We start from the raw sequence: 23,219 nt of genomic DNA, 5'->3' as shown, positions 1-23,219 counted from the left end.
GCCTGCTGCGATCAGATCCCCAACAGGGTGCCAACGAGTTCCAGCGTCCCGGACCCGATGATGGCTCCCAGCCAGGTGAGCGCGACGAAGTGCAGGTAGCTGTTCACCGTGTGGCCCCCGTCGACGACCCGGACCATGAGTGCGGAGATGAGGGCGTTGATCAGGACGGTCACGGTGAGCAGGAATTCGATCAGACCGACGTTGTACACTTCCGTGTGGATGAGCGAGTTGAAGTCGAAACTCCCCGTCGAGGCGAGCCCGGCCGACAGGCCCGAAAGCTGTTCGACGATCCCCAGCCCGATGAAGAAGGCAAACGTGGCGGCGGCGGAGATCCCATAGAGGACGCCGATCAGGGTCATCGTCGACTGGCTTCGGCGCTCTCTCAACTGGAGCACCTCGTTCATGTTCTCGCTAATGAGCTCTCCGAGATGTTTGGGATCGCCACCCATCTGTCGCCCGATGAGGTACATCTCGCTGAACTTCTGGATGAGATAGGAGTGGGCGTCGGCGGTGAAAAACCGCCAGGCTTCCTCGGGCGAGAGCCGCATCTTCAGGCGCGTGTAGAGGTCGGTAACGTTCTCGGTCAAGGGACCGAAGTCCTTCTCGCGAAGCCCCTCCAAAACCGCCGTCGTGGTGGTCTGCTGGGCGGTTTCGCTCGACCCGAGCGCGCGAATGAAACTCACGTACTCGCTGTCTCGATCTTTGATGTCTCCTTCCTCCTGGCGGGCGACCAGCCCCGGTATCAGCAGCGGTGTCGTCGGGAAGGCGGCGTAGATCGGCAGCGGCACGGTGTCTGGGTCGATTCCGGTCGCCCCGAGCATCACCACGAGCGTGGCAGCGATCGCAAGGATGGACAGCGACCCACCCACCAGGACCGCCCGTTGCATACGTCGTTCCGTGGCTGTCGTGTGCTGCTCGGGCACGTACCAGACCGGGTCTGTCGGGGAGACGGTGTAGATCGCGTAGAGAAAGCCCAGTTGGATGAACGAGTACATCACGACGACGGCCGTGACCGTGATCGTGGGATCGGTCCCGGAGATGATCGGCAGCACGGTGCCAAAGACCAGCGCAAAGGTGACCGAGAGGATCATCGAGAGGTACAGATCTTTCATCACTTCCAGGTTCTCCAGTTGCCCCTCGTAGATGGTCGTGTAGTTCTGGATGATCGCCGACTGCTCGCTCACCAGGTAGTTCGAGAGGCTCTCCCCGGCGTTGATCGTGTAGGAGAGCCGATCGAAGAAATCCGAGACCGCGTCGCTGGGGACTTTCTTCGCCCGCATCCGACAGGCGTCGTCTAGACTCTGATTCCAGGTGTCGACAAGTTGAACGATCCGGCGGGTCTCCTCGGAGAGCGGGCCGTAGTCGTCCGTGGCGGCGATCCGCCGGAAGACTTCCACCCGATCGATGTTCGTCGTCGAGAGCACCGTCATGTGGGTCACGTACAGATGAAAGACTTCTTCCATCCGCTTTCGACGCTGGTCCAGTCGGAGTTTGGGGTAAATAAAGGCCGCCACGACGATCAAAAGCCCCAGTGCCGGCATCGGGAGCCGGACGAAAAGGGGCATGTCCAAACCGATTGCAGCCACGATCGTGACCAGGAAAAAGAGGACCCCGGGGAGCAGAATACCCCCGACATAGCGGGAGACGGGGATCTCCATCTGGCGGTAGGCGTCCCTGATGGACACGAGCAGGGTGGAGAGCTCGAACGAAACGCCCTCCTCGGATTCGGTCGCCATCTCAGAGGTCCCGTCGGGCCATCGTGAAGGGGAGGCCCTCGACGCCGTCCCGCTGGAACGCGGCGACGACGTCGTTGAAGTCGTGATAGCCGATCAGGTCCTCCTGGATGATGCGTTCGATGATTTCGGTGCGGAAGTCCATCTCGTCGTAGATTTCGCGGGTGTCCTCGTATCCCAAAAGCGTCGCGATCTGTTCTTCGAGGACATACGAGTTGTTTCGCCCCTGGAAGACGATCTCGTCCTCGACGGGGTCCCAGTAGAAGGCCTGGCGGGTGACGACCCCGCCCATCTCCTTCGAGTAGCCCTCGATCTCCTGGACGCTGGTGACCCGGCGAAGCACGTCGTCGCCCTGTTTCACCCGGTTCTGGAACAGGGCCACGTCGGCGTTGTCCATGAACGTCTCCGGGACGTTGATCGGTTCCCCGGTGAACCGCTGGATCATCGAGACGATGTCGCTGGCGTGGAAGGTCAGCATGACCGGGTGGCCCGTCTGGGCGGCCTGGAAGGCCATCCGACCCTCGGCCCCACGAACCTCGCCCACGATGATGTAGTCCGGGCGGGACCGCAGCGCCGCCGCAACCAGGTCGAACATGTCCACGTCGGCGCTGTTCTCGCCCTGGCCCTCCCGGGTCAGGAGCTGTTGCCAGGTGTCGTGTGGTGGCAGGACCTCCGCGGTGTCCTCGGCGGTATAGATCTTCGAGTCCCGGGGAATGAAGGCCGTGATCGCGTTCAGCGTCGTCGTCTTGCCCGAGGCGGTCTCCCCGACCACGAAGACCGTCTGTTCGTTCTCCAGACAGAGCCAGAGATAGGCCGCCAGTTCCGGGGAGAGCGTGCCCCACTTGGTGATCTGTCCGACCGAGAGGGGGACCTCGTCGCCCTGACGGATGGTGAGCGAGGGGCCTTTGAGACTCACGTCACTGGAGTAGATGATGTTGATACGGGAGCCATCCGGGAGTGTCGAGTCCACGATCGGGTCCGAGTCCGAGACCGGATCGCCCATCCGCTCGCCGATGTTCCGCAGCCAGTTGTCGAACGCCGCCGGGTCCCCGAAGTCCACGGTCGTCGGCAACAGGCCGTAGGTTCCGTGATCGACGTAGGTCTGGTGGGGCCCGATGACGTGGATGTCCTCGTTGTACGGGTCCCGCATCACGGGTTCGAGCGGTCCCAACCCCACGATGTCGCGGTTGAGTCGATAGCGGATCGTGTCGTAGGTCGTCTCCGAGACCGGAATTCGACCCATTCCGAGGGACTTCTCGACGGTCTCCTGGAGGATCCGTCCTGGCCGCCCGGCGGCGGCTTTCGCGTTACTGACCAGCCCGCTCGGGAGGTTCGCCTCGACGTCCACGTCGAGGGAGATCTGGCCGCGCGAGTCCCGGGTGAGCCGATCCGGTGCGGCCGACTTGAGCCGGGTCAAGAGCCCACCACCGGCCGCCTCGCCGATTCGGACCGTGCTCTCCAGCAATTCCTCGATCCGGTCGGTGTACTCCGATTCGGCTTCGGGAGCGGGGTGCTGGACGGACTTCTCGAGGATGCGAGTCCGGACGTCGTCGAAGACGGCCTGTTCGGGGCCGGAGAGTTCCGGCTCGATGGTGTGATACTTGGTGTCTTTTCCCACGTCACCGTAGATGTGACAGAAGATCGGGCCGCCGACGTTGTAGAGGACGTTTGGCTTCTCGGCCTCCCATTCGGAACTCGGCTCCTCGATGTACTCCGGGAACTCGCCGGTGAACTGCTTGAACCGCTGAAGGTACTCCCGGAGATGGGGGTGTCGCCCCGCGGCTTCTCGCAACTCGTGTCCCAGTTCGCGAGAGCCGTGATCCGCCATTTCAAGCCACGCTCCGGCTCTCGATGACGATTCCGGTCCCCGACCGAACCGAGAACCCGATCGAGTCGCCGACCTGTTCGCCCATCCCGGCAAACCGTCGCACCTGGATCGACCGCCGGACGTCGTTGCCGACCTCGGCCATCTGGAGTTCCAGGAACACGTCGGCGATCGATCGGAAGGGACCGATCGCCTCCTCGTCCACCGTCGAGGGGTCGACGGTGAGGACGATGACCTTCCCCTGGGTGACGATATCCCGGAAGAAGGAGATGATCTCCAGGGCCGCCTGTCGCTCCTCGTTCTGGCGGACCAGAGCTTCGAAGTTCGGATCGTTCCGGAGGATGGCGTCGAAGGTGTCGATGATCACCACTTCGGCCTCCCACATCCCTTCGGCCTCCATCAACCGCTTGAGCAGCTTTTTCCGGTTCGTGTCGTCTTTGGCCCCGCCTCTGAGGGCGTTGCCACCGGTGTCCACGTCCGCGTGGAGAAAGAGGAGCCGTTCGTCGAGCAGGTGTTCCTCGACCCCATAGGAAAGGGAGTGCATCTGGTCGATGAAACCCGTGACCGTGAGTTCAGTCGAGAGCAGGGTCACGGAGACATCTTGGTCACAGAGCCCGTAGGCCAGTCGCTGGCTCAACGCGCTCTTGCCGGCCCCGTAATCGCCCTCCACGAGCACGATGCTCCCACGGGGAATCCCGCCGCCGAGTTCGTTGTTGAGCCGATCGCGTTCGTCCAGGCCGAGCGAGTAGAGGCGTTGGTGTTGGCTCATGTTCGGAAGTCAAAGCGTTCGCGGTTGCCATTGACGTTCAGCACGACACGGTGGTCGGTGTCCGTTCCCAGGGTGACATTCGAGACGGTGAGACGGGCGACCGACCCTGGCCCCCACTGGGTGGCATCGAGGATCTCGATCGATTGGTCGGTTCGGTACTGACCGTCGATCACCGTATCGACCGTGGTCGGGTCCGTCGAGAGGGTGTTCGAGCCGGTGTTCTTGAGGAGGAGCGTGACGGTGTTGGTCCCATCGTCGTAGATCTGGCCACTCCCCGGATCGCTGATGACCTCGATATCCGTGCGGATCTCCTGGCTTACATCGAGGCTTCGGTCCTCGAGTGCCTCGCTCAACTGGCTCACCCCGCCGGTCATCGCCCCCGCGACGCTTCCCGCCACGAGCACGGCCGCGATGAACAGGATCAGCGTCTCCGAGGAGACGATCGCCATTAGGGGTAGACCTCCGTGGCTGTGACCCCTGGTCCGGTCACGATTTTCACGGAGATCGGTTCGGAGTGGTCCTCCCGGACCGAGATCGTCAGTTCCTCCTGCGGTTGCCAGAGATCGGTCCCGTCCGCGCCTGCGGTGAGTGTGCCATCGTCGGTACTGACGGTTCGAGTCGTGTTGATCTGGTAGGTGCCGTTTAGCAGGAGGTCCGTGTCAGTGACAGACAGGCTGTTCGACCCCTCGTTTCGAACTGTCACCGCGATCTCGTCCGGGGAGACGCTGGTGTCGTGGGTCACGTTCACGATTTCGACCTCGGTGTTCGCTCGCTCCAGGTCACTCGCCGATTCGATCTCGTTTGCGTCCTGCACACTCTCGTAGCCGTTGTACGCCGTCGTATAGAGCATGCCGGCGCTGGCGACGGCGGCGATGAGGATGATCGCCGTCCCGCCGCTAACGCTGAATCCCATCCCCCTGGAGTGTGGAGATGCGGTCGCCGAAGGCACGATCCAAGTGGCCGGTCCCCAGGTCCTCGATGTATCTGAGGCTCCGGCGGTGATCGTCCATCGTGAGATCCGTGGGGCCCGACTCGTCCCGGTAGGGGTATTCCGCGTCTGCGATTCCCTGGAGGACCCCGATGCAGTGATCGCGCATCGGCTCGCCGATCCAGCCGATTCGTTCGTAGTGATTGATCGCCCGGATGGCGTTCCGGGCGTCGAACTCGCTCACCAGATAATCCAGCCACTCCAGCAGGAGCACATCGGCCAGGTAGCCATTCGGCGGGTCCACGAGGTGTGGCTGGTCGGCGGCGTCAGCTGCGGTCGCCGCCCCGAACTGGAAGTCCCCCTCGTCGGCCCCGTCATCGTCGCCTGGCTGTGGGTCCGTGACTGATTCGGCGGGAGCCGTCGTGTCGTTGTCACCCGCCGAAGCGGGCTCGCTGGGGAGTGGTGTGGATTCGGGCTCGCTTTCCGCGCCGACCTCGACAGTCTCCTCGCCCGCGGCCAGGTCGTCCTGCTGAAAGAGGTCCGCCTCTTCTGTTTCGTCCTCGGCCGTGTCAGCGGCCGGGTCGGCTGTCTCCGTCTCCGCCTCCGCCTCGCCGGACTCCTCAGCTTCGAGATCTGTCTCTTCGGCCCAGTCTGCCTCTCCCGATTCGTACTCGGCTTTCAGTTCCTCGAAAGACGTGCCACCGCCGGAGTCGTCGGTCTCGTCCTCGGTCATTGCTTCCTCTTCCCCGTCGTCCAGGTCGTCGAAATCGTCGAACTCGGTTTCTTCGGCGCCGAGCTCCTCGTCGAAGGTATCCGCCTCGAAGTCATCGAAACTGTCCCCATCGTCCGTCTCCGCCCCTGCATCGAAACTGTCCACATCGTCCGTCTCCGCCCCTGCATCGAAACTGTCCACATCGTCTGTCTCCGCCCCTGCATCGAAACTCTCGTCCTCGAAGTCGTCGAAGGCATCGTCCTCGAAGAAGTCCTCGGCCTCGGCATCCGCGATGTCCGATTCGAGGTCCTCGTCCTCCTCCGCGGTCGACTCCGCTTCATCGTCGCCGAACAGCCCGAAGTCCCCGGACCCGCCCATACCCGCATCGGGGCTCACGTCGTCGACGAAGGGGTTGACCCCGCGGGTCACCATCTCGTAGATCTCGAGCAGTTTCCGGACGTTCTCCTCGACATCGTCGACCTGCTCACTGATCTGTTCGTTCTCGCTGCGGACGGTGTTGGCCGTCGAGGAGACGTTCGCGATCTCGCTTTCCAGGTCCTCGATCCGATTCTCGAGTTCGGAGGAACTCGCATTGTTCCCCTCGTCCATCCCGTCCATCCCGCCGAAGTCGTCGTCGAACCCGTCGACATCGAACTCCTCGTCCATCCCGAACTCCGATTCGTCCTCGCCGAACTCGCCGTCCTCGCCCTCTGTCTCCACGTCGTCGGCGCCGTCATCGCCCAACCAACTCACGAGGCCCACGCCTACGAGGCCCAAAGAGAGGAACTCCGGAAGGACCGGGCCGAGATCGACGAGTACCATTGGTCCCAGTTCACGCGTAGAGTGTTATTAATCTTCGCCTCCAACTATAGAATTTGATAAACGATAAACCGGCGGAATCGCCCGAATTCAGCCCGACACAGTGGTGACTCGTACATTTTGGAGTGGCGTCCGCACGAAACGTGTCCGAAAATCGGGTTGGTTCAGGCGGCTTCTTCTTCGTCCTCGGTGGTCACAATTGAGACGTTCTCCAGATCGGTCTCGGTCACGTCCGGGGATTCGGCGTCGGACACGGGCGGTTCGTCGGCAGCGTCGAGCGTTTCGTCTATCTCCTGGCGGATCCGCTGCTCGCGTTTCTTCTGTCCCTTCCGCTCGCGTCCCCGCTTCGTGTCACCCATGGGTTGTCAACTGTTCCCAATGCACTTAACCGTTCCCGCCGTGCCATTTTTGTCGACTGGGTGTTCGATCGGCGTTCGCTTTGACCCAAAATCGGTGGACTGTTGAATTGCGACACCCGATAATGGATCGATGTCGCACTCGTCCACCGAGGACGTCCCGCTGGATCATCCCGACCGGTGGGCGTCGTTGCACACACTCTTTGCGGAGTGTCTGAAAGCGCCGACGGAGGGATTCGTCGAGGAGGTTCGAGCGGGACGGCTGGAGGCTGAGCTGGTCGATCATGTAGATGTGCTGTCCCTTTCCGTTTCGGATCCGGCCCCACCTCACCCGGCGGATCGGGCCACCCTCCAGCGCGCCTATCTCTCGCTTTTCGAGGCCATGGAACAGCCCTTTGCGCCACCAGTCGAGTCCCCGTACAAGCCCTGGTACGGCGATCGATCGGGCGGGTTGCTCGGTGGCCCCCCGGCCTCGGATATGGAGAACCGATACGAGGCCCTCGGTGCGTCGCCGCCGCCAGCGTACCCGGCCGATCACGTTGCCCTGCTTTTGGAATACGGGGCCTTGCTGCTCGATGCCGGTGCCGTCGAGGAGTACCGCTCGTTCCTCGATGAACACATGGACTGGCTCCCGGCGTTTGCCAAACTCGTCGAAGATGCCAGGACTGACGAGCCGTTCTACGACTGGACGATCGAAACCCTCCGCGAGGTAGTGGCCGACCTGCGGACGCGACTCGACATCCCCTCTCCGACGGAGGCGGCGGTCGAGGAGATGGCCGATCGAGTGGACGGGTCGACCGTACCCGAGCAGGCTGACGCCGTGTTCGACCCCTAAGACGCCATCCTGGCCTGTGCGGGTCGGCAGTTTTGGTGCCGGCGTTGTGGGTGGTCCGTCCACAATTATAAAGCACTGTGGCGAGTATGAGTAACACAGAAGCACATCGCGGCAGTGCCCAGTTTGGAGTTAGTATGCCCCAGCAGACACCCACCGAATCGACGCGGAATCACATGAGCGAGCGGGGCGTCAAGGTCGTCTTCGAGATCGTCCCGAAAGGCTCCTGTTTCATGGACCAACTCGAGGGGCAGGTTTCTGACGTGGAGTTGCACTTCCCGAACGGGGAGTGTCACGCCGACGTCACTGTCTCCGAGGACGACGGCGTCGATCCGTGCCGTGTCGAGGTTATCAACTACAGCGGCGAGGTGTGTCAGAACTGCCCAGGGACGATCTTCGCGGACTACGGTCTCGTGCCGCGTTTTTTGGAACGCAACGACGACGAGTTCGTCGTCCAGACTCATCTCCCGACGAACCACGATCTCTCGGACGTGGTCGCCGACCTCCGTGCGGTCTCCGAGCGTGTCACGGTTGTTCGGATCGTGGACATGCGAAACGAGGACGTTTCGGGGATCTCTGCGGAGATCGATCTCTCCCAGTTGACGGCCAAACAGCACGAGGCCCTGGAAGCGGCCGTGAAGGGCGGGTACTACGGGCTCTCACAGGAGGTGTCACTGGAAGTGTTGGCCGGGGAAATCGGCATCTCGACCTCGGCGCTGTCCCAGCGACTCGCCCGAGCTGAACGGCACGTGTTGACCCAGCTTTTCGAAGAGGAGTGACATGGCTGACTGTTCCCACGGGGCGGGAATTTCGCCATTGTTTTTGCCCAATCGAACGTAGTTTCGATCATGGGTGTTCATCGGTCCGCTGCCGTGCCTGCGGGCTCCTCGCGAAGCGAGGAACGCGAACTGCGGATTGTGCTCGAGATCGAACGGGGCGGCCCGTGTAGCCTGGACGACCTGGCCGGTCGGGTTCTCGATGTGGACGTGCGCCTGGACGAAGAGACCTGTAACGTCGACGCCACGGTCAAGGACGACGAGGACGATCAGGTTCGCACGGTATTTTTTACTGACGACCTCTGTGATCACTGTCCGGGCAAGATCTTCGCGAAACACGACTGCCTGCCACGCTACAGACGAATCGACGACGGTTCCTTCGTCATGGAGACCTACGCATCGGATACGGACACGGTCGCGGAGATCGTCAACGAGGTCCGTACCATCTCCGATCACGTCTCGGTCAAGTCCATTGTTCCGACGGACGACGGTGAGGTCTCGGAGATCGACATTGTGGATCTCACCTCGCTGACGAACAAACAGCGACGGGCGCTCCACTACGCGAAGGAAGCGGGCTATTACGATTCCGGGGAGTCAGTCCCCCTGGACCACCTGGCGGAGCGAATGGGCGTCTCCACGTCCGCGCTCTCCCAGCTGCTTCAGCGTGCAGAGGCAAACGTCCTCCGACAACTCGACTGTGATTGCTGATCGGGCTGTGTGACTGATTCCCACGAAATGTGGGGCACCCCTTATAAAACCTAAACCGATCCCGAGTCACGGTCATCCTTGAAGCACTCCTCTACTCACGTGTATGGAGCGAAACATCAACCGTCGACGGTTCCTCGAGATCTCCGGTGCCGCAGGAATGGCCGCGATCGCCGGCTGTGCCGGTGATGGTGAGGACACGCCGACAGACACGCCGGAACCGACCACGGCGGAACCGACCACGGAAGAGCCTACGACTGAAGAGCCCGAGGCGGATTATACACCGCCAAGCGAAATCGAGAACGCGCTGGTCGAGCCGGCGACGCTCAAAGAATGGGTCGACGCAGGGCTCGTCAACAGCGACGACGTGTACGCCGATCCGCGTGTTTCAGTCATCCGTGTCGACGCCGGTAACTACGATTCGGGTCACGTTCCGGGCGCCGTTCCACTGGCCAGCAACGACGCCGAGGGATCGGCGACACTTGCCACGACCCGTGTCGAGGGGCTCGCCCAGACACAGAAGCTCGTCCCGCACGGGGAGACCGTCGACCAGATCATCCAGAACGCTGGTGTCGGTCCGAACACGACGATCGTGCTGTCCGGGGACAACCCGATGTACAGCGCACGGGCCTACTGGGTACTTCGGTTCTGGGGCTTCCCCCGCGAGCGCGTGAAAGTCCTTCAGGGCGGTTCGAGTGCCTACGACGACGAGTTCGGCCTGGTATTCGAGGACGTCGAAACCCCCGACTCGAACTACACTGTCGAGGCCTTCGAGGAGCCGAACTACACCCGGCGCAAGGGCCTGAACGAGCTGATTCAGGACGTCGATGCTATCAACGCGGGCGAGGAGGCTCCGTCGATCATCGACCAGCGTGGTGAGGGAGACGGCGAGGGCGAAGCGAAGATCGCCGGCAGCCATATCGACCAGGCTGGAGCCTACATCGACGGCGACAGCTTCACCGCGGCGAACCCGTGGAAGTCCGCTTCCGAGATCGAGGAGCACGTCAACGGGTACGAGGGTGTCGACGCGGCGAACGGCGATATCGTGACGATGTGTCACAGCGGGTTCAAGGGCACCATCGCCTTCTTCGCTCTGGACGGGATCGTCGGCAACGAAAACGTCGCGCTGTACGACGGCTCCTGGACCTTCAGTTGGAGCCAGTACAACGGCGAGCAGGACCCAACTCCCAACGAAGCGTGGCGGACCGACATCAACGAACGGACCGTTGGCGAGATCACGGACACGAGTCAGCTCGACATCGATCCGGATCTCAACGCGGAGCTGACCGAACTGGCGACACTTGAGGCGAACCAGGTCAAGAAGGACGCCATCGAGTACATCGTCGGGGACACGAGCGGCGGCTTCGGCTGCGGCTCGTAAGCGAACCGACACGGCCCAGTGTTTTCTCCGATTTTTCGAGTTCGTCGAGCGGTGTCTCACTCCCTCGATATCGTGGGATGAGTTCACACGGCCGTTATAAAACCTTAACCGGTCCCGAGTGTGGGCTATCTCGATGGGGCCCCCCTTTACTAGATGTAGAGAGCCATGCGCTTACCGAGCAGATATACATCGGATTCGACGGTGATCCGAGGACAAGACGACAGTTCGGAACCGCCCACGGCTGGGCGGTGTGGAGGTGCCGATCGATGAGTAACCAGGCCCAGAGTTCCAGCGGGCTGACCCGCCGGACGCTTTTGAAGGCTGGAAGTGCTGCCGCCGGCGCCGTCGCACTCGGTGGCTGTCTCTCCAGTGACGATGGAACCGACTCGGGCGGTGCGGATGTCTCCAAAGCCTTCGGGAACTGCTGGATGTGCTCGCACAACTGCGGGCAGGAGGTGACCGTCGTCGACGGGTCGGTCGTGAACATCACCGGTGTCGATGGTCACCCACGGGGTAGTGCCGGCCCGGGGACCGAAGGAACCCTCTGTCCGAAGGGACTGGGACAGCAGGACAAGACCCACGACCCCAAACGCATCAAGGAGCCCCACATCCGGAAAAACGGCGAGCTCCAGAAGGTTAGCTGGGAGGAGGCCTTCGAGTTCACCGCCGACCGGCTGGTGAGCTTCGCTGATGAGTATGGCGAGGAGACGCTTCTCGACGCGACGAGCTGGGCCGAGACGCCGATTTTCTCGACGGTGTGGCGCGAACTCTACGGCACACCCGAACGCATCAGCCGCGGGATCCACGTCTGTGCGGGACCGACCTTCGTCACTGGCGGCATGATGGGCGTGGGATCGAACAACCGCGTCCCGGACTACCAGAACAGCGACTACATCATCGCCTGGGGCCGCAACCAGCTCAACTCCTTTGCCGGACAGTTCGAGGCCAAGGGCACACTCGAGGCCATCGAGAACCGGGGCGCGACCCTGGTCACGATCGATCCCCAGCACACCATCACCGCCGAGAAGTCCGACAAGTGGCTGCCGATCGAGCCCCGGACTGACGGCGCGCTGGCGCTGGCGATGGCGAACGTCATCATCGAGGAGGACCTGTACGACCAGGAGTTCGTCGAGAATTACACCCACGGCTTCGACGCCTACAAGGAAGCGGCCGCGGACATGCCGCCGGAGGACGCGGCGGAGATCACGGGCATTCCCGCCGAGGACATCCGCGAGGTCGCTCGTGGCTTCGCCGAGGCGGCCCCGCGGGCCGGTATCTCGGTCTGGACGGGCACGGCCCAGATGGGCAACGGCTGGAAGGCCACGCAGAACATCACGGCGCTCAACGGCCTCGTCGGCAACATCGACCGGCCGGGCGGGCTTCGCCTCTGGGAGTACGCAAGCACTGCCTCGTTCGGCGAAGTCTGTGAGATGGACTACACGAACCGGGCTCAGTTCAAGGAGCCGGCGATTACGAAGTACGAGGAATACTCCGACTACCCGGTCCGTCACATCACGGACATCGCCCATAACCTCGTTCCCGAGATGGTCGATAACGGTCACATCAACGGCATCGTGGTTCACCACGACGATCCGTTGAAGGACGGGAACGCGGAGGAGTGGGTCCGGGCTATCGAGGAGATGGCACTGGTCATCTCGATCGACGCCTACTGGAACGGCGTCTCCCGAAACGCGGACGTCGTTCTTCCGGAAGCCACGTCTCTTGAGAAGGACACGCTCGGGACCGGCAACTGGTCAGCCTATCCCAACCACAAGTGGGTCACCGGCGGCAAAGCGGCCGTCGACCCGCAGTGGAACACGAAGCCGGACTTCGACATCCTGACTGGCATCGCGTCGGCGATGGCCGAGAAGACGGACAACGACGACTGGCGGATCTTCGAACAGTGGGACTCTCACGAGGACTTCATCGACGACCAGCTTTCGACGCTGGATCTCACTCTCGAAGAACTCTCGAGTGGCGAGAAGAACTACGAACTGGTCGAGGAGTACGACTACGAGAAGTGGAAGGACAACGACAACTTCGTCTTCCGCTTCGACCTCGATCAGGTCGGAAGCTTCGCCCAGGCTGCGGAGGAAGCCGGCATGAGCACGGCCCCCGAGTGGATTCCGCCGGGAACCTATGGGGACTCGACCAGCGACGAGTACCCGCTTGAGTTCTACGACGTGCGCTCGGTGTTCTTCTCACACGGGAGCAACCAGCCCCAGGAGCGCCTACAGGACCACTTCGCGAAACGCAACGATCTCAACGAGGAGGACTACCGGGGCAACTATCTCCACATCAATCCCGAGGACGCCGAGGCACGGGGCATCGAGACCGGCGACATGGTGACCGTGGAGTCAAAGACCGGAAGCGGGGAACTCATGGCACACGTCACCGAGAACGCCCGTCCCGGCTTTGTCACCGCCGAGTATGGCTTCGGCGAGACCTCGGCGACGCCTGATGGAGAGGGCATGAACACGATGACACTTCACGACAAACAGATGGACCCGATCACGGGACAGGTGGACAGGCACATCGCCGTTGACGTCAAACCCGAGGGGGGTGACTGACGATGGCAGTCGAAAGCGAACACTGGGTCTTCTACTTCGACCCGAACCGGTGTATCGGCTGTCACGCCTGTTCGATCTCCTGCAAACAGTTCCACGGCCGCGGTTCGGACACCGACGACTGGCGAACGGTCACTCACCACCAGACGGGGACCTACCCCGACGTCGAGGACGTCCCGCTGTCGATGTCCTGCATGCACTGTCACGACGCCCCGTGTGAGAAAGTTTGTCCGACCAACGCCATCGAGAAACGCGAGAGCGACGGGATCGTGACGATCAACCGGGACGACTGCATCGGCTGCAAGTACTGTGGCTGGGCCTGTCCCTTCGGCGCGCCGACCTACGGCGACGAGGGGCTCATGTCCAAGTGCAACATGTGTCTCGGCCAGGGTCCCGGCAGTGGGGCCGACGTCGAGGACACACCTAAACACGAACTCGAAGATCAGGTCGAGCCCAATTGCGTCTCGGACTGTGTCGGCGAGGCCATCAAGGCCGGCCCGCAGAAGGAGATCATCGAAGAGGCCTCCCAGGCCGCCGCGGAACGGTTCCGGTCTGGGGCGGTGGCCAACGGTCGCGTGATCGTCGAACCGCTCCAGGATAGCACCTCGGCCGTCGACGGACGCGTCGACGGCACGAAGGAAGTCACCACGCCGTACAACGCAGGGGACTAAGCATGAGCGCGATAGGAGCCAGTGAATGGCTGTGGTTACCCCACGTCCACTGGGGCGTGTTCATCGCCACGTACCTCTTCCTGGGGGGCGTGGCCGGCGGCTCGTACCTCACCTCGGCCTGGGCCAGCTTCATGAAGAGTCTGATGGACGCCGACAACTGGCTCGGCCGCCTGCTACTGGCCCGGACCGACGACCCGGAACACCGCTTTGCGTGTGCGGAGACATCCCGCTGGGGCTCGGTCATCGCGCTGATCGCCATCGGGGTCGGGAGCATCGCCTTGCTCTCACACCTCGGCGCGCCGCTGCGCGCGCTGACCTTCGCGTGGAACTTCACGAACTACGGCTCCTGGATGGTCATCGGGACCTGGATGATCATCACGTTCTCCCTGATCGCAGTCCTGGAGACCCTCTGGCTGCACTTCGGCCGGGATCTGCGGGACGAATCCGGTCTGAGCCTCTTCCCCCGAAAGATTCTCGGCTGGATCGACGGGGTGATGCCCTGGCGGACGGAACGGGGGATCGTCTGGCTCCTCGACCGGCTCGCGGACATCACGCGGCTCCCGAACCGTGTCTGGGGTGCCTTCCGGACCTTCGGCGCGGTCGTTGCCGTGCTCGTCGTGGTCTACACGGCGATGCTCCTCAGCGACATCGCGGCGGTGCCGGTCTGGAGCCGAACCTACCTCCCCTTCATCTTCCTGATGAGTGGGGTCTCGACCGGGATCTCGGCTGCGCTCCTGGGAACGGTCATGAGCGGTGGCGCGCTGACCCGTGTCAATCACCGGTTCTGCCTGACCGACGACGCCATCATCATCGTGGAACTGGTCGCCATCGGAGCGCTGCTGTCTTTCCTCTCCGGGTCGGCTAATCTCGGGGCACAGGCGACACTCTCCGAACTGCTGGGAACCTACCAGCTGGCCTTCATCGGCGGGGTCCTGATCCTCGGGACCGGGCTCCCCGTGGTGATCTCGCTGACGGTGACCATGTTACACCAGTTCACGGACTTCGGCGAGACGCCCTTCGGGCGCAAAGTGCTCACCGGTGGCTACGCGACGAAGTACGTCCTGGTGCTGGTCGGCGGCTACCTGCTGCGCTATGTCGTGTTGCTGGCTGCCGTGAAAACCCCGCTTGCCGTCCCCGGACTCTAGCATGGAAGACCACCATCGTGAGGAACGGACGTTGCCGGCTCGCGGGTCCTGGGAACAGCTCCAGGTGCTGCTGTCGAACTGCCTGCGCCACCCCGACGAGGACCTCCGACGGGCCATCGAGGACGGGAGCCTCTACGAGGACCTCTCCCGAACGATGGCGGACGTGGGGCTCGCTGAGCCCTCGCCTCCGCCGTCGATCGACGGCCGGGACCTGACTGAAGACTACGAGGCTCTGTTTGGAGCGTTTCGACAGCCCTTCGCGCCACCCGCTGCCTCCCCGTACAAGGAGTGGTACGGTGATCACGAGGGCGGCCTGATGGAGGGCCCACCGGCGACGGCGATGGAGCGACGCTACGCGGCCATGGACGCCGCCGTTCCGGAGGCTTACCCGGCCGATCACCTCGCGCTGGAACTGGAGTACGCCAGCGTGTTGACCGAGGCCGCGGAGATCGACGAGCTGGCGACGTTCGTCGAGTCGGAACTGGACTGGGTCGACCCCTTCCAGGAGCTGGTTGACGCGGCCGTCGCCGAGGCGCCGTTCCACCGGTGGTGTGTGGACGTGCTGGGCGAGGTTCTCGATCACCTTCGGGCGACCCTCGGCGTTTCGGCACCGGAACCGAAAGCGGTCGAACAGATGGCCGAGCGAGCGAGATCGAACGTCGAGTGACATGGACGACCCGACCGGGTTGAATCGCAGCTCCTACCGGCTCGAATTCCGGGTCAGACCGACCCGAACGTGTCCGGTCCGTGAGTTCGATGGGACGATAACGGATATTTCTGTCTTCCGCACGGAGGACGGGATCAACTGCGAACTCGTCGTCCGCGCGGAGGGCGAAACAGCCGTGAAACAGCTCGAACGGCCGCTTTCTCGCCCGTGTGCGTGCACGGCGGTCTTCGACTCCGGGTCCGTGCCCCGGGTGCGTCCGTCTCGGTCGGCGGACGGGGAGCTGCTGGTGACTACCTACGTCGACTCCTTCGAGGCGGCCCAGTCGATCCGGGCCGAGCTGGACGACGTCGCGGACGCTGTCGAACTGGTGGACTACTGGAAGGTCGACCGCGAACAGACAGCCTGGCCCGCCCAGATCGATCTCGCGGCACTCACCGATTCACGGCGGGCGGCGTTGTTCCGCGCGATCGACGCGGGATACTACGAGCGCCCGCGACAGACGACACTTTCGGAACTTTCCTCGCTGGCCGGCCTGGACGAGTCCGCCTTCGAAAGTCGGCTTCGCGAGGCCGAACGGGAGATCCTCGGCCAGATTTCCACCTCGCGGTAGCGGTCGCTATTGTTTTTCCAGTTGGGCTCGTCCCCTCCCCATGACCAAGGCGTTTGTCATCGGTGGGACCCGCTTTATCGGCCGGCATCTAATCGAAGAGCTGCTCACCCACGGGGACGACGTAACGATTTTCAATCGCGGGCGACACGAGAACCCCTTTGCGGACGAGCCAGACGTGGATCACGTCACCGGCGACCGAACCGATCGCGAGAGCCTCGAAGATGCCGCCCAAGCGGTCGCACCGGACATCGTCTTCGACATGGTCGCCTATCACCCCGGAGCCGTGGAGCACGCGACGCGGGTGTTCGCCGACGCCGACGCCTACGTTTACGTTTCAAGTGGGGCCGCGTACGCCGCGGAGGAGGTGCCCAAACGAGAGGGCGAAACTCCCCTCGAACCGTGTTCGCCCGCCCAGGCCACGGACGACATGCCCGAAACCTACGGAAATCGGAAAGCAGCCGGTGATCGAGCGGTGTTCGAGGCCGCTGAGCAGGGTGTGAACGCGATGGCGGTCCGGCCGCCGATCGTGTACGGGCCCCACGACTACACCGAGCGACTGGCCTACTGGCTGCACCGGATCGAGAACGAGGAGCGAATCGTGGTGCCCGGGGACGGCACGAACCTCTGGCAGCGAGCGTACGTCGAGGACGTGGCCCGTGGTCTCCGGCTCGTCGCGAAGCGTGGCACGCCGGGCGAGGCGTACAACGTCGGCGACCGCAACGCCGTCACCCTGGATCGAATGGTCGAGTTGGCCGCGAGGGCCCTGGAGACCGACGTGGATGTCGTCCACGCCAGCAATCGCGAACTCTCGGTCGCCGACCTCGATGCCGAGGCGTTCCCGCTCTACCGGCCCTATCCACACCTGCTCTCGACGGCCAAGATCGCGGCTCTGGGCTGGGATTCGACCCCGGTCGAGACGGCGATGGCCCGCACGGTAACTGACTTCCAGGAGAGTTCCAGAACCGGTATCGAGAACGGCCCCGATCGCGATGCGGAGGAGCGTGTCCTTGCGGTTCTGGATACGCTTTGAGTGAGCGGTGGCGTCGGTCGGCTCCCGTGGTTGTTTATGTGTCCCGCCGAAGAAGCCAAACCATGTTCGAGAAATCGACCTGGATTCGGCTGCCCCGGAACGTCGTGGTGGGCCACGACGTCCTTTCCGAGGCCGGCGAGGTCATCACGAGCACCCACCTCCACGGTCGGCCGCTGGTCGTGACGAGCGAGACGCCGAAAGCGGTGGCCGGGGACTTCCTCCTCGAACGACTCGAAGCGGCGGGTTTTGATCCGGCGGTCGTCGTTATCGAGGCGGCCTCCTTCGGAGCGGTCGAGCGCGTGCTGGAGGCGGCAGAAACGGTCGAGCCCGGCTTTCTCGTCGGCGTCGGCGGGGGCAAACCCATCGACATCGCGAAGATGGCCGCGGACCGGCTTGACGTGGGGTTCGTCTCGGTCCCAACCGCTGCCAGCCACGACGGCATCGTGAGCGGCCGCGGATCGGTGCCCGAAGGTGATACCCGCCATAGCGTGGCGGCCGCGCCCCCGATCGCCGTCATCGCGGACACCGGGATCATCGCCGAAGCGCCCTGGGAGCTTCTGACTGCCGGGTGTGCGGACATCATTAGCAACTACACCGCGGTCAAGGACTGGAAACTCGCCAATCGGCTGAAGAACGTCGAGTACTCCGAGTACGCCGGGGCCCTCTCACAGATGACGGCGGAATTGCTCCGGGACGCCGCCCCTTCGATCAAACGCGGACTGGAGGAGTCCGCCTGGATCGTGGTGAAGGCACTCGTCTCCTCGGGCGTGGCGATGAGCATCGCGGACTCCTCACGACCGGCCAGCGGCGCCGAACATCTCTTTAGCCACCAGCTCGACCGGATCGTCCCCGGGAGCGCGCTTCACGGCCATCAGGTCGGGGTCGGTTCGATCCTCACCGAGTACCTCCACAGCGGCGCGGACGGGGAGTGGCGAGCCGTGCGGGACGCGCTTGCGAGTATCGACGCCCCGACCACCGCCGACCAACTCGGGATCAGCGACGAGGCGGTCATCGAGGCGCTCACGACGGCCCACCAGATTCGCGACCGCTACACGATTCTCGGGGATGGCATCGAGGAGGCGGCCGCGATCGAAGCGGCCACCAGAACCGGCGTCATCTGATTTTGGCTAGCCTAAAAAACCTGCAGTTCCCGCCCGTTCTCGAAGGGGTTTATGGATTGCCCCGTTTCTCTGAGGTACGAATCATGCGAACCGAACCCTATCAGAAGTGCCAGTCCTGTGGCCGGCCGCTCGAACACTCGACCGTCTATCGGAATCACGCGTACTGTGGACAGTGTTCGCCAGGTCTCGGCGGAACGACCCTGTAGGGCTTTCGCCCACGCCTTCGACAGCGGTGTGAAACCTTTAAGCAAGTCCATCCCTCACGCCAGTCGGGATGGATACGCTACGCACCGGACTCTCCTATGACGACGTCTTGCTCGTGCCACATCGTTCGCCAGTGGACAGCCGCGATGAGGTCGACCTCTCGACCAACCTCACACCGTCGATCGAGCTCGAAAATCCGCTTTTGAGCGCGCCGATGGACACGGTGACCGAGGCCGAGACCGCGATCGAACTTTCCCGAATCGGTGGATTCGGTACGATCCATCGGTTCCTCTCGATCGAGGAGCAACTCGCGGAAGTCAGGGCTGTGCGGGCGGCCGGCGAACGGGTCGGGGCCGCAGTCGGAATCAGCGAGGACTACCTGGAGCGGGCCGAGCAGACGATCGAAGCCGGCGCGGTCGCCGTCATGGTCGACGTGGCCCACGGACACCTCGAACGGGCCCTCGATGCCGTCTCGGACATCGAACGGGAGTTTCCCGACGTGGATTTGATCGCCGGGAACGTCGCGACTGCTGAGGGGGTCCAGGACCTGGCTGCAGCCGGTGCGGACGCGGTCAAAGTCGGCATCGGACCTGGCTCACATTGCACGACCCGAGTGGTCGCCGGGGCCGGAGTGCCACAGCTCACCGCCGTCTCTGATGCCGCCGAAGCCGCGGCGGACCTGGATGTCCGGATCATCGCCGACGGCGGCATCCGGAACTCGGGGGACGCGACGAAGGCACTCCTGGCCGGCGCGGACACCGTGATGATGGGTCGGTTCTTCGCGGCGATGAAAGAGTCGCCCGGCGAGATCGTCGAGGTGGACGGCGAACAGTACACACGCTCCCGTGGAATGGCGACCACGGCCGCGAACGACGCTCGCACCGACAAGGAAAACAGCGAGCCGACCGCCGACGAGGGCGTCGAGGCGCTGACGCCGCTTGCTGGCCCACTGGCCGAGGTGACGACGGAGTTCCTCGCAGGTATCCGCTCGGGGCTGAGTTACGTGGGCGCAGCGACGATTCCTGCGGCCAGGGATCGCGCCGAATTCATCCAGGTCGCACCGGGGGCCCGACGCCGAGAGGGCGCCCACTTCGATCACGACTGGGAGAACCCGACGGTGGAGTGACCGGGCGGAACTGAAACCTTTTTTAAACCGGTCGCCGTGCCCGATAGTATGCGGCTGGCCTTCGTCTCGGCGACGACGATTCATCACGCCGACACCGACGGCGCAGCCCGGTTGAACCGTCTGGCCACGGCGCTTTCCGAACGCGGCCACGAGGTGACGGTCATCACGGCGAAGTGGTGGCAGGGGGACTTCGTGGAGTTCGAACAGGACGGGCTCACCTATCACGCGGTCGGTGACGGCTCGACCGGTGGGCTATCCACACCGCTGGGGGTCGTCAACGCCGTTCGGGAGGTCAGTCCTGACGTGGTGCATGCAGCGTGTGAACCGCCGAACTGGGTCGTCGCGGCGCGGATCGGCGCGACCATGACGGGGGCCGGCCTGCTCGTGGAATGTTACGACCCACCGGAGACGACTGGTGGATTTTCGCGCTGGCTCAGATCTGCCGGGCTTCGTGCGGCGGATGCGATCGTCACGCCCTCGACGACGGTCGAGACCACTGTAAGAGCGCTGGGTGTCGATGCCGCGGATATCCAGGTTATTCCGACGGGGATCGACATGGAACTGCTCAGGGAGACAACCCCAACCGAAAGCGGGGACATCGTCTACTCTCGCCGGCTTGATGACGGCGCGAACCTCGAAACGCTGCTCCTGGCCCTGGCGGAGTTTCGCGAGTACGACTGGACGGCGACGATCATCGGTGACGGCCCCCGTCGGGCGGCCTACGAACGCCAGGCCCGGGACCTCAGGATCGACGACCGGGTGACTTTCGTCGGGGACCTCCCCGTCGAGGAACGCATCGCCCGGTTCAAGGCAGCACACGTCTACGTCCACACCGCCGAATACACGCCGTTCGCCCACGACCTGCTTCGCGCGCTCGCGGCCGGGTGCGTGTCGGTAGTCGAGTACCACGAGGCGGCGAGCGCTCACGAACTGGTCGAGCACGAGGAGCGTGGGTTCACGGCGACCAGCCCGGAGGAGCTTACCCGCCGACTCGCCGCGGCCGGGGACCTCGAACGACGAAGCTTCGACGAGGCGTTCGCCCGGTTCGACGACGACGCCGTGCTGGAGACGTACCTCGATGCCTATCGATCGATCCGGTCCTGAGTCGCTGGTTGGTCAAGCCTTTTGGTGACTCCACACGATCGTTCGACGATGCGATCACACTTCTTGCAGGCGGCCCGCGGGGAGGAAACTGCTCGGCCGCCGGTCTGGCTGATGCGCCAGGCGGGCCGCTATCTCCCCGAGTACCGCGAGCTTCGGGCCGATTACACCTTCCGCGAGGCCATCTCCACCCCGGACGTGGCGACCGAGATCACGTTGCAGCCTTTCGAGCGCTTCGGCCTCGACGCCGTCGTGATCTACTCGGACATTTTGGTCGCCCTGGAGCCGCTGGGCATCGACTATCACCTCGAATCCGGCGTGGGGCCGGTCATCGACGACCCGATCGAGACGTCGGAGGCGGTCCCACACCACCACGAACCGGTCGCCGAACGGCTCGACTACGTGGGCGAGTTGATCGAGCGCGTGAGTGACCACGTCGGCGACCGGGCGGCGACTCTGGGATTTGCCGGCGGGCCCTTCACCCTCGCTTCCTATGCGGTCGCGGGCGAGCCCGCCAAAAATCACATCCCCGTGCGGGGGTTCCGTGCGGCCCATCCCACGGCCTTCGAGGACCTGCTTTCGACGTTCGCGGACGTTGTTCGGGAGTATGTCCAGTTCCAGGTCGACCATGGGGCCGACGCCATCCAGCTATTCGATACCTACGCGGGACTCCTGGGGCCCGAGGATTACCGCGACTACGTGTTGCCGCTCCATCAGGAGATCCTCGAGGCCGTCGACGTGCCAACGATCGTCTTCGTCCGGAACATGGGCGGTCGGTTGCCGACCCTGGCCGAGAGCGGCGCGGACGTGGTCGGGCTCGACTGGACGGTCGACATGGCCGAGGCCCGCGAGACCCTCGGCGAACAGCCTGTCCAGGGCAACCTCGATCCGACCGATCTGCTGGGCGACCCCGAGTTCGTCAGGCGGCGCACGGAGTCGGTCATCGAGGCCGCCGGCCCGGAGGGACACATTCTCAATCTCGGGCACGGCGTGAATCGCTCCACGCCCGTGGAGTCGGTCGCGGCCTTCGTCGAGACGGCGAAATCCTGGGAATGGTAATTACTCGACGGGCGCGTTCAGGCAGTAGGTTCCCGGCTCATCCCGGCATTGACACTGGCGAAGCTGGTGGTAGGCGGGGTCGAAGTCGGCGAGGAACGGTTCGATCAGGTCCCCGAGGACCGTCGCGAGCCGCGGATCGTCGTGTGGCACTGGCACCCGGTAGAACTCCAGCCCCTGTGTTTCGGCTGCCTCGCGAAGTTCGACGTCGAGTTCGTGAAGCGTCTCGGATTGCTCGTGGAGGAAACTCATCGGCTCGACGACGACCCGGTCGGCCTCGATCGATTCGAGGGCGTCCTCGATGTCCGGTTCGGTCCAGGGGATGTCCCGGTTCGCGTGATTCTGGAAGCCCAGCGTGTAGGACTCCCGGCCCAGCAACGCGGCCATGGTGTCCGCGTACTCCGTGACGTACTGGTCATAGCGGCTGCCGGCCTCCAGGTACGAGGTGGGAGTCCCGTGGGCCGAGAAGAGGAGTTCGGTCCCCGGGGTCCCGAGGTCGACTCCCTGGGCCTGGAGGAACGACTGGACGTTCTCCACCCGGAGTCGGGTGTACGTCGCGTGCCGATGCCAGCCGGTGACGGCACGGAACTCCACGTCGGCGTCGTGCTCAGCCAGCGCCGATTCGAAGTCCCCGACGGCAGCGATGTTGGTCGAGGGGCCCGAGAGTGGATACACCGGGACGACGATCACGCGATCGAGGTCCTGGGCAGCCATCTCGGCGGCCACGTCGTCGATGAGCGGGTCGGTGTACTGCATCGCCAGGGACACCACCGGGTCGAATCCCCGGGCGGCGAGTTCGTCCTCGACGGCCGACTTCTGGGCCTGGGCCTGCTCGTCGAGCGGGGAGCCACCGATGGTCTCGTACTCCTCGATGAGGCCGCTCGCCCGACGGTTGGCGAGTTCGCTGGCTCGCTCGCGGGCTGCGGCCTCGCTGTCGAAGCGTTCCAGATTCGCGTTGTCCAGAAAGATACGTTCGAGGAAGGGTTCGACGGCTTCCCGGGTCGGTTCGGCGGGTTCGCCGAAGTTGAGCAACACGACGCCTGCGTCCATACCGTCCCAAACGAGAGCGTCCGGGGTATAGTTGT

At 63.8% G+C, this 23,219-nt stretch carries 23 protein-coding genes; 15 read left to right on the top strand and 8 right to left on the bottom strand.

The genetic code is table 11. The features are described 5' to 3' along the window. Nucleotides 1–11: 11 nt before the first annotated feature. The 7 genes from flaJ to HSR6_RS07110 all read right to left on the bottom strand — a co-directional run bounded on the left by flaJ (nt 12) and on the right by HSR6_RS07110 (nt 7,145). Complete coding sequence (flaJ, locus tag HSR6_RS07140) at nt 12–1,736, bottom strand: archaellar assembly protein FlaJ (protein ID WP_071933223.1); 1,725 nt, start codon at nt 1,734–1,736, stop codon at nt 12–14. A gap of 1 nt (nt 1,737) precedes the next feature. Next, entirely contained in the window at nt 1,738–3,561 is a 1,824-nt protein-coding gene (locus HSR6_RS07135; protein ID WP_070365219.1) for a type II/IV secretion system ATPase subunit, read from the bottom strand. Between the two features lies 1 nt (nt 3,562). After that, nucleotides 3,563–4,327 (bottom strand): ATPase domain-containing protein, encoded by a 765-nt coding sequence (locus HSR6_RS07130; RefSeq protein ID WP_070365218.1) that lies wholly within the window; start codon nt 4,325–4,327, stop codon nt 3,563–3,565. Next, entirely contained in the window at nt 4,324–4,776 is a 453-nt protein-coding gene (locus HSR6_RS07125; protein ID WP_071933222.1) for a flagellar protein G, read from the bottom strand. Before HSR6_RS07125 ends, HSR6_RS07130 begins: the two co-directional genes overlap by 4 nt. After that, the gene (locus HSR6_RS07120; RefSeq protein WP_071933221.1) at nt 4,776–5,240 is read right to left on the bottom strand and encodes a hypothetical protein; all 465 of its coding nucleotides are present in this window, start codon (nt 5,238–5,240) and stop codon (nt 4,776–4,778) included. The genes HSR6_RS07125 and HSR6_RS07120 overlap by 1 nt, the downstream gene beginning before the upstream one ends. Continuing rightward, the gene (locus tag HSR6_RS07115; RefSeq protein ID WP_070365215.1) at nt 5,224–6,789 is read right to left on the bottom strand and encodes a FlaD/FlaE family flagellar protein; all 1,566 of its coding nucleotides are present in this window, start codon (nt 6,787–6,789) and stop codon (nt 5,224–5,226) included. The genes HSR6_RS07120 and HSR6_RS07115 overlap by 17 nt, the downstream gene beginning before the upstream one ends. 161 nt (nt 6,790–6,950) lie before the next feature. Continuing rightward, a complete protein-coding gene (locus tag HSR6_RS07110; protein WP_070365214.1) occupies nt 6,951–7,145 on the bottom strand; it encodes a hypothetical protein in 195 nt (64 codons plus the stop codon). Nucleotides 7,146–7,275: 130 nt separating this feature from the next. Between HSR6_RS07110 and HSR6_RS07105 the strand changes: the two genes are divergently transcribed. The 15 genes from HSR6_RS07105 (at nt 7,276) to hemE (ending at nt 22,137) form a co-directional block, all read left to right on the top strand. Further along, nucleotides 7,276–7,977, top strand: a complete 702-nt coding sequence (locus HSR6_RS07105; protein ID WP_070365213.1) for a TorD/DmsD family molecular chaperone — start codon at nt 7,276–7,278, stop codon at nt 7,975–7,977. Between the two features lie 134 nt (nt 7,978–8,111). Next, nucleotides 8,112–8,753, top strand: coding sequence for a helix-turn-helix domain-containing protein (locus HSR6_RS07100; RefSeq protein WP_071933220.1), 642 nt, complete (start codon nt 8,112–8,114; stop codon nt 8,751–8,753). A gap of 69 nt (nt 8,754–8,822) precedes the next feature. Further along, entirely contained in the window at nt 8,823–9,458 is a 636-nt protein-coding gene (locus HSR6_RS07095; RefSeq protein ID WP_071933219.1) for a helix-turn-helix domain-containing protein, read from the top strand. A 103-nt stretch (nt 9,459–9,561) separates the two neighbouring features. After that, complete coding sequence (extH, locus tag HSR6_RS07090; protein ID WP_071933218.1) at nt 9,562–10,836, top strand: selenite/tellurite reduction operon rhodanese-like protein ExtH; 1,275 nt, start codon at nt 9,562–9,564, stop codon at nt 10,834–10,836. A 266-nt stretch (nt 10,837–11,102) separates the two neighbouring features. Next, nucleotides 11,103–13,406: a molybdopterin-containing oxidoreductase family protein gene (locus tag HSR6_RS07085; protein ID WP_070365209.1), complete on the top strand. Its 2,304-nt coding sequence runs from the start codon at nt 11,103–11,105 to the stop codon at nt 13,404–13,406. A 2-nt stretch (nt 13,407–13,408) separates the two neighbouring features. Further along, complete coding sequence (locus tag HSR6_RS07080) at nt 13,409–14,074, top strand: 4Fe-4S dicluster domain-containing protein (protein WP_070365208.1); 666 nt, start codon at nt 13,409–13,411, stop codon at nt 14,072–14,074. 2 nt (nt 14,075–14,076) lie between these two features. Then, on the top strand, nt 14,077–15,219 hold the full coding sequence (gene nrfD, locus HSR6_RS07075; RefSeq protein ID WP_070365207.1) for an NrfD/PsrC family molybdoenzyme membrane anchor subunit: 1,143 nt from the start codon (nt 14,077–14,079) through the stop codon (nt 15,217–15,219). Between the two features lies 1 nt (nt 15,220). After that, the gene (locus HSR6_RS07070; RefSeq protein ID WP_070365206.1) at nt 15,221–15,886 is read left to right on the top strand and encodes a TorD/DmsD family molecular chaperone; all 666 of its coding nucleotides are present in this window, start codon (nt 15,221–15,223) and stop codon (nt 15,884–15,886) included. A gap of 1 nt (nt 15,887) precedes the next feature. After that, nucleotides 15,888–16,496: a helix-turn-helix domain-containing protein gene (locus HSR6_RS07065; protein ID WP_071933217.1), complete on the top strand. Its 609-nt coding sequence runs from the start codon at nt 15,888–15,890 to the stop codon at nt 16,494–16,496. A 40-nt stretch (nt 16,497–16,536) separates the two neighbouring features. Next, nucleotides 16,537–17,526, top strand: coding sequence for an NAD-dependent epimerase/dehydratase family protein (locus HSR6_RS07060; protein WP_071933216.1), 990 nt, complete (start codon nt 16,537–16,539; stop codon nt 17,524–17,526). 62 nt (nt 17,527–17,588) lie between these two features. Continuing rightward, entirely contained in the window at nt 17,589–18,647 is a 1,059-nt protein-coding gene (locus HSR6_RS07055; RefSeq protein WP_070365203.1) for an NAD(P)-dependent glycerol-1-phosphate dehydrogenase, read from the top strand. Between the two features lie 83 nt (nt 18,648–18,730). Next, complete coding sequence (locus tag HSR6_RS11295) at nt 18,731–18,853, top strand: hypothetical protein (protein ID WP_257785450.1); 123 nt, start codon at nt 18,731–18,733, stop codon at nt 18,851–18,853. A gap of 68 nt (nt 18,854–18,921) precedes the next feature. Beyond that, entirely contained in the window at nt 18,922–19,977 is a 1,056-nt protein-coding gene (locus HSR6_RS07050; protein WP_071933215.1) for a guanosine monophosphate reductase, read from the top strand. 48 nt (nt 19,978–20,025) lie between these two features. Then, nucleotides 20,026–21,081, top strand: a complete 1,056-nt coding sequence (locus HSR6_RS07045) for a glycosyltransferase (protein WP_070365201.1) — start codon at nt 20,026–20,028, stop codon at nt 21,079–21,081. A 48-nt stretch (nt 21,082–21,129) separates the two neighbouring features. After that, nucleotides 21,130–22,137 (top strand): uroporphyrinogen decarboxylase, encoded by a 1,008-nt coding sequence (hemE, locus tag HSR6_RS07040; protein ID WP_071933214.1) that lies wholly within the window; start codon nt 21,130–21,132, stop codon nt 22,135–22,137. Here the strand turns inward: hemE and hemH are convergent, their stop codons facing one another. Continuing rightward, entirely contained in the window at nt 22,138–23,184 is a 1,047-nt protein-coding gene (gene hemH / locus HSR6_RS07035; RefSeq protein ID WP_071933213.1) for a ferrochelatase, read from the bottom strand. It lies immediately after the preceding gene. Between the last annotated feature and the right edge of the window lie 35 nt (nt 23,185–23,219).

This window comes from Halodesulfurarchaeum formicicum (genome assembly GCF_001886955.1).
Lineage (GTDB): Archaea > Halobacteriota > Halobacteria > Halobacteriales > Halobacteriaceae > Halodesulfurarchaeum > Halodesulfurarchaeum formicicum.
The sequence above is the reverse complement of the archived record's forward strand: the minus strand, read 5'-3'. Positions and strand labels throughout refer to the sequence as shown.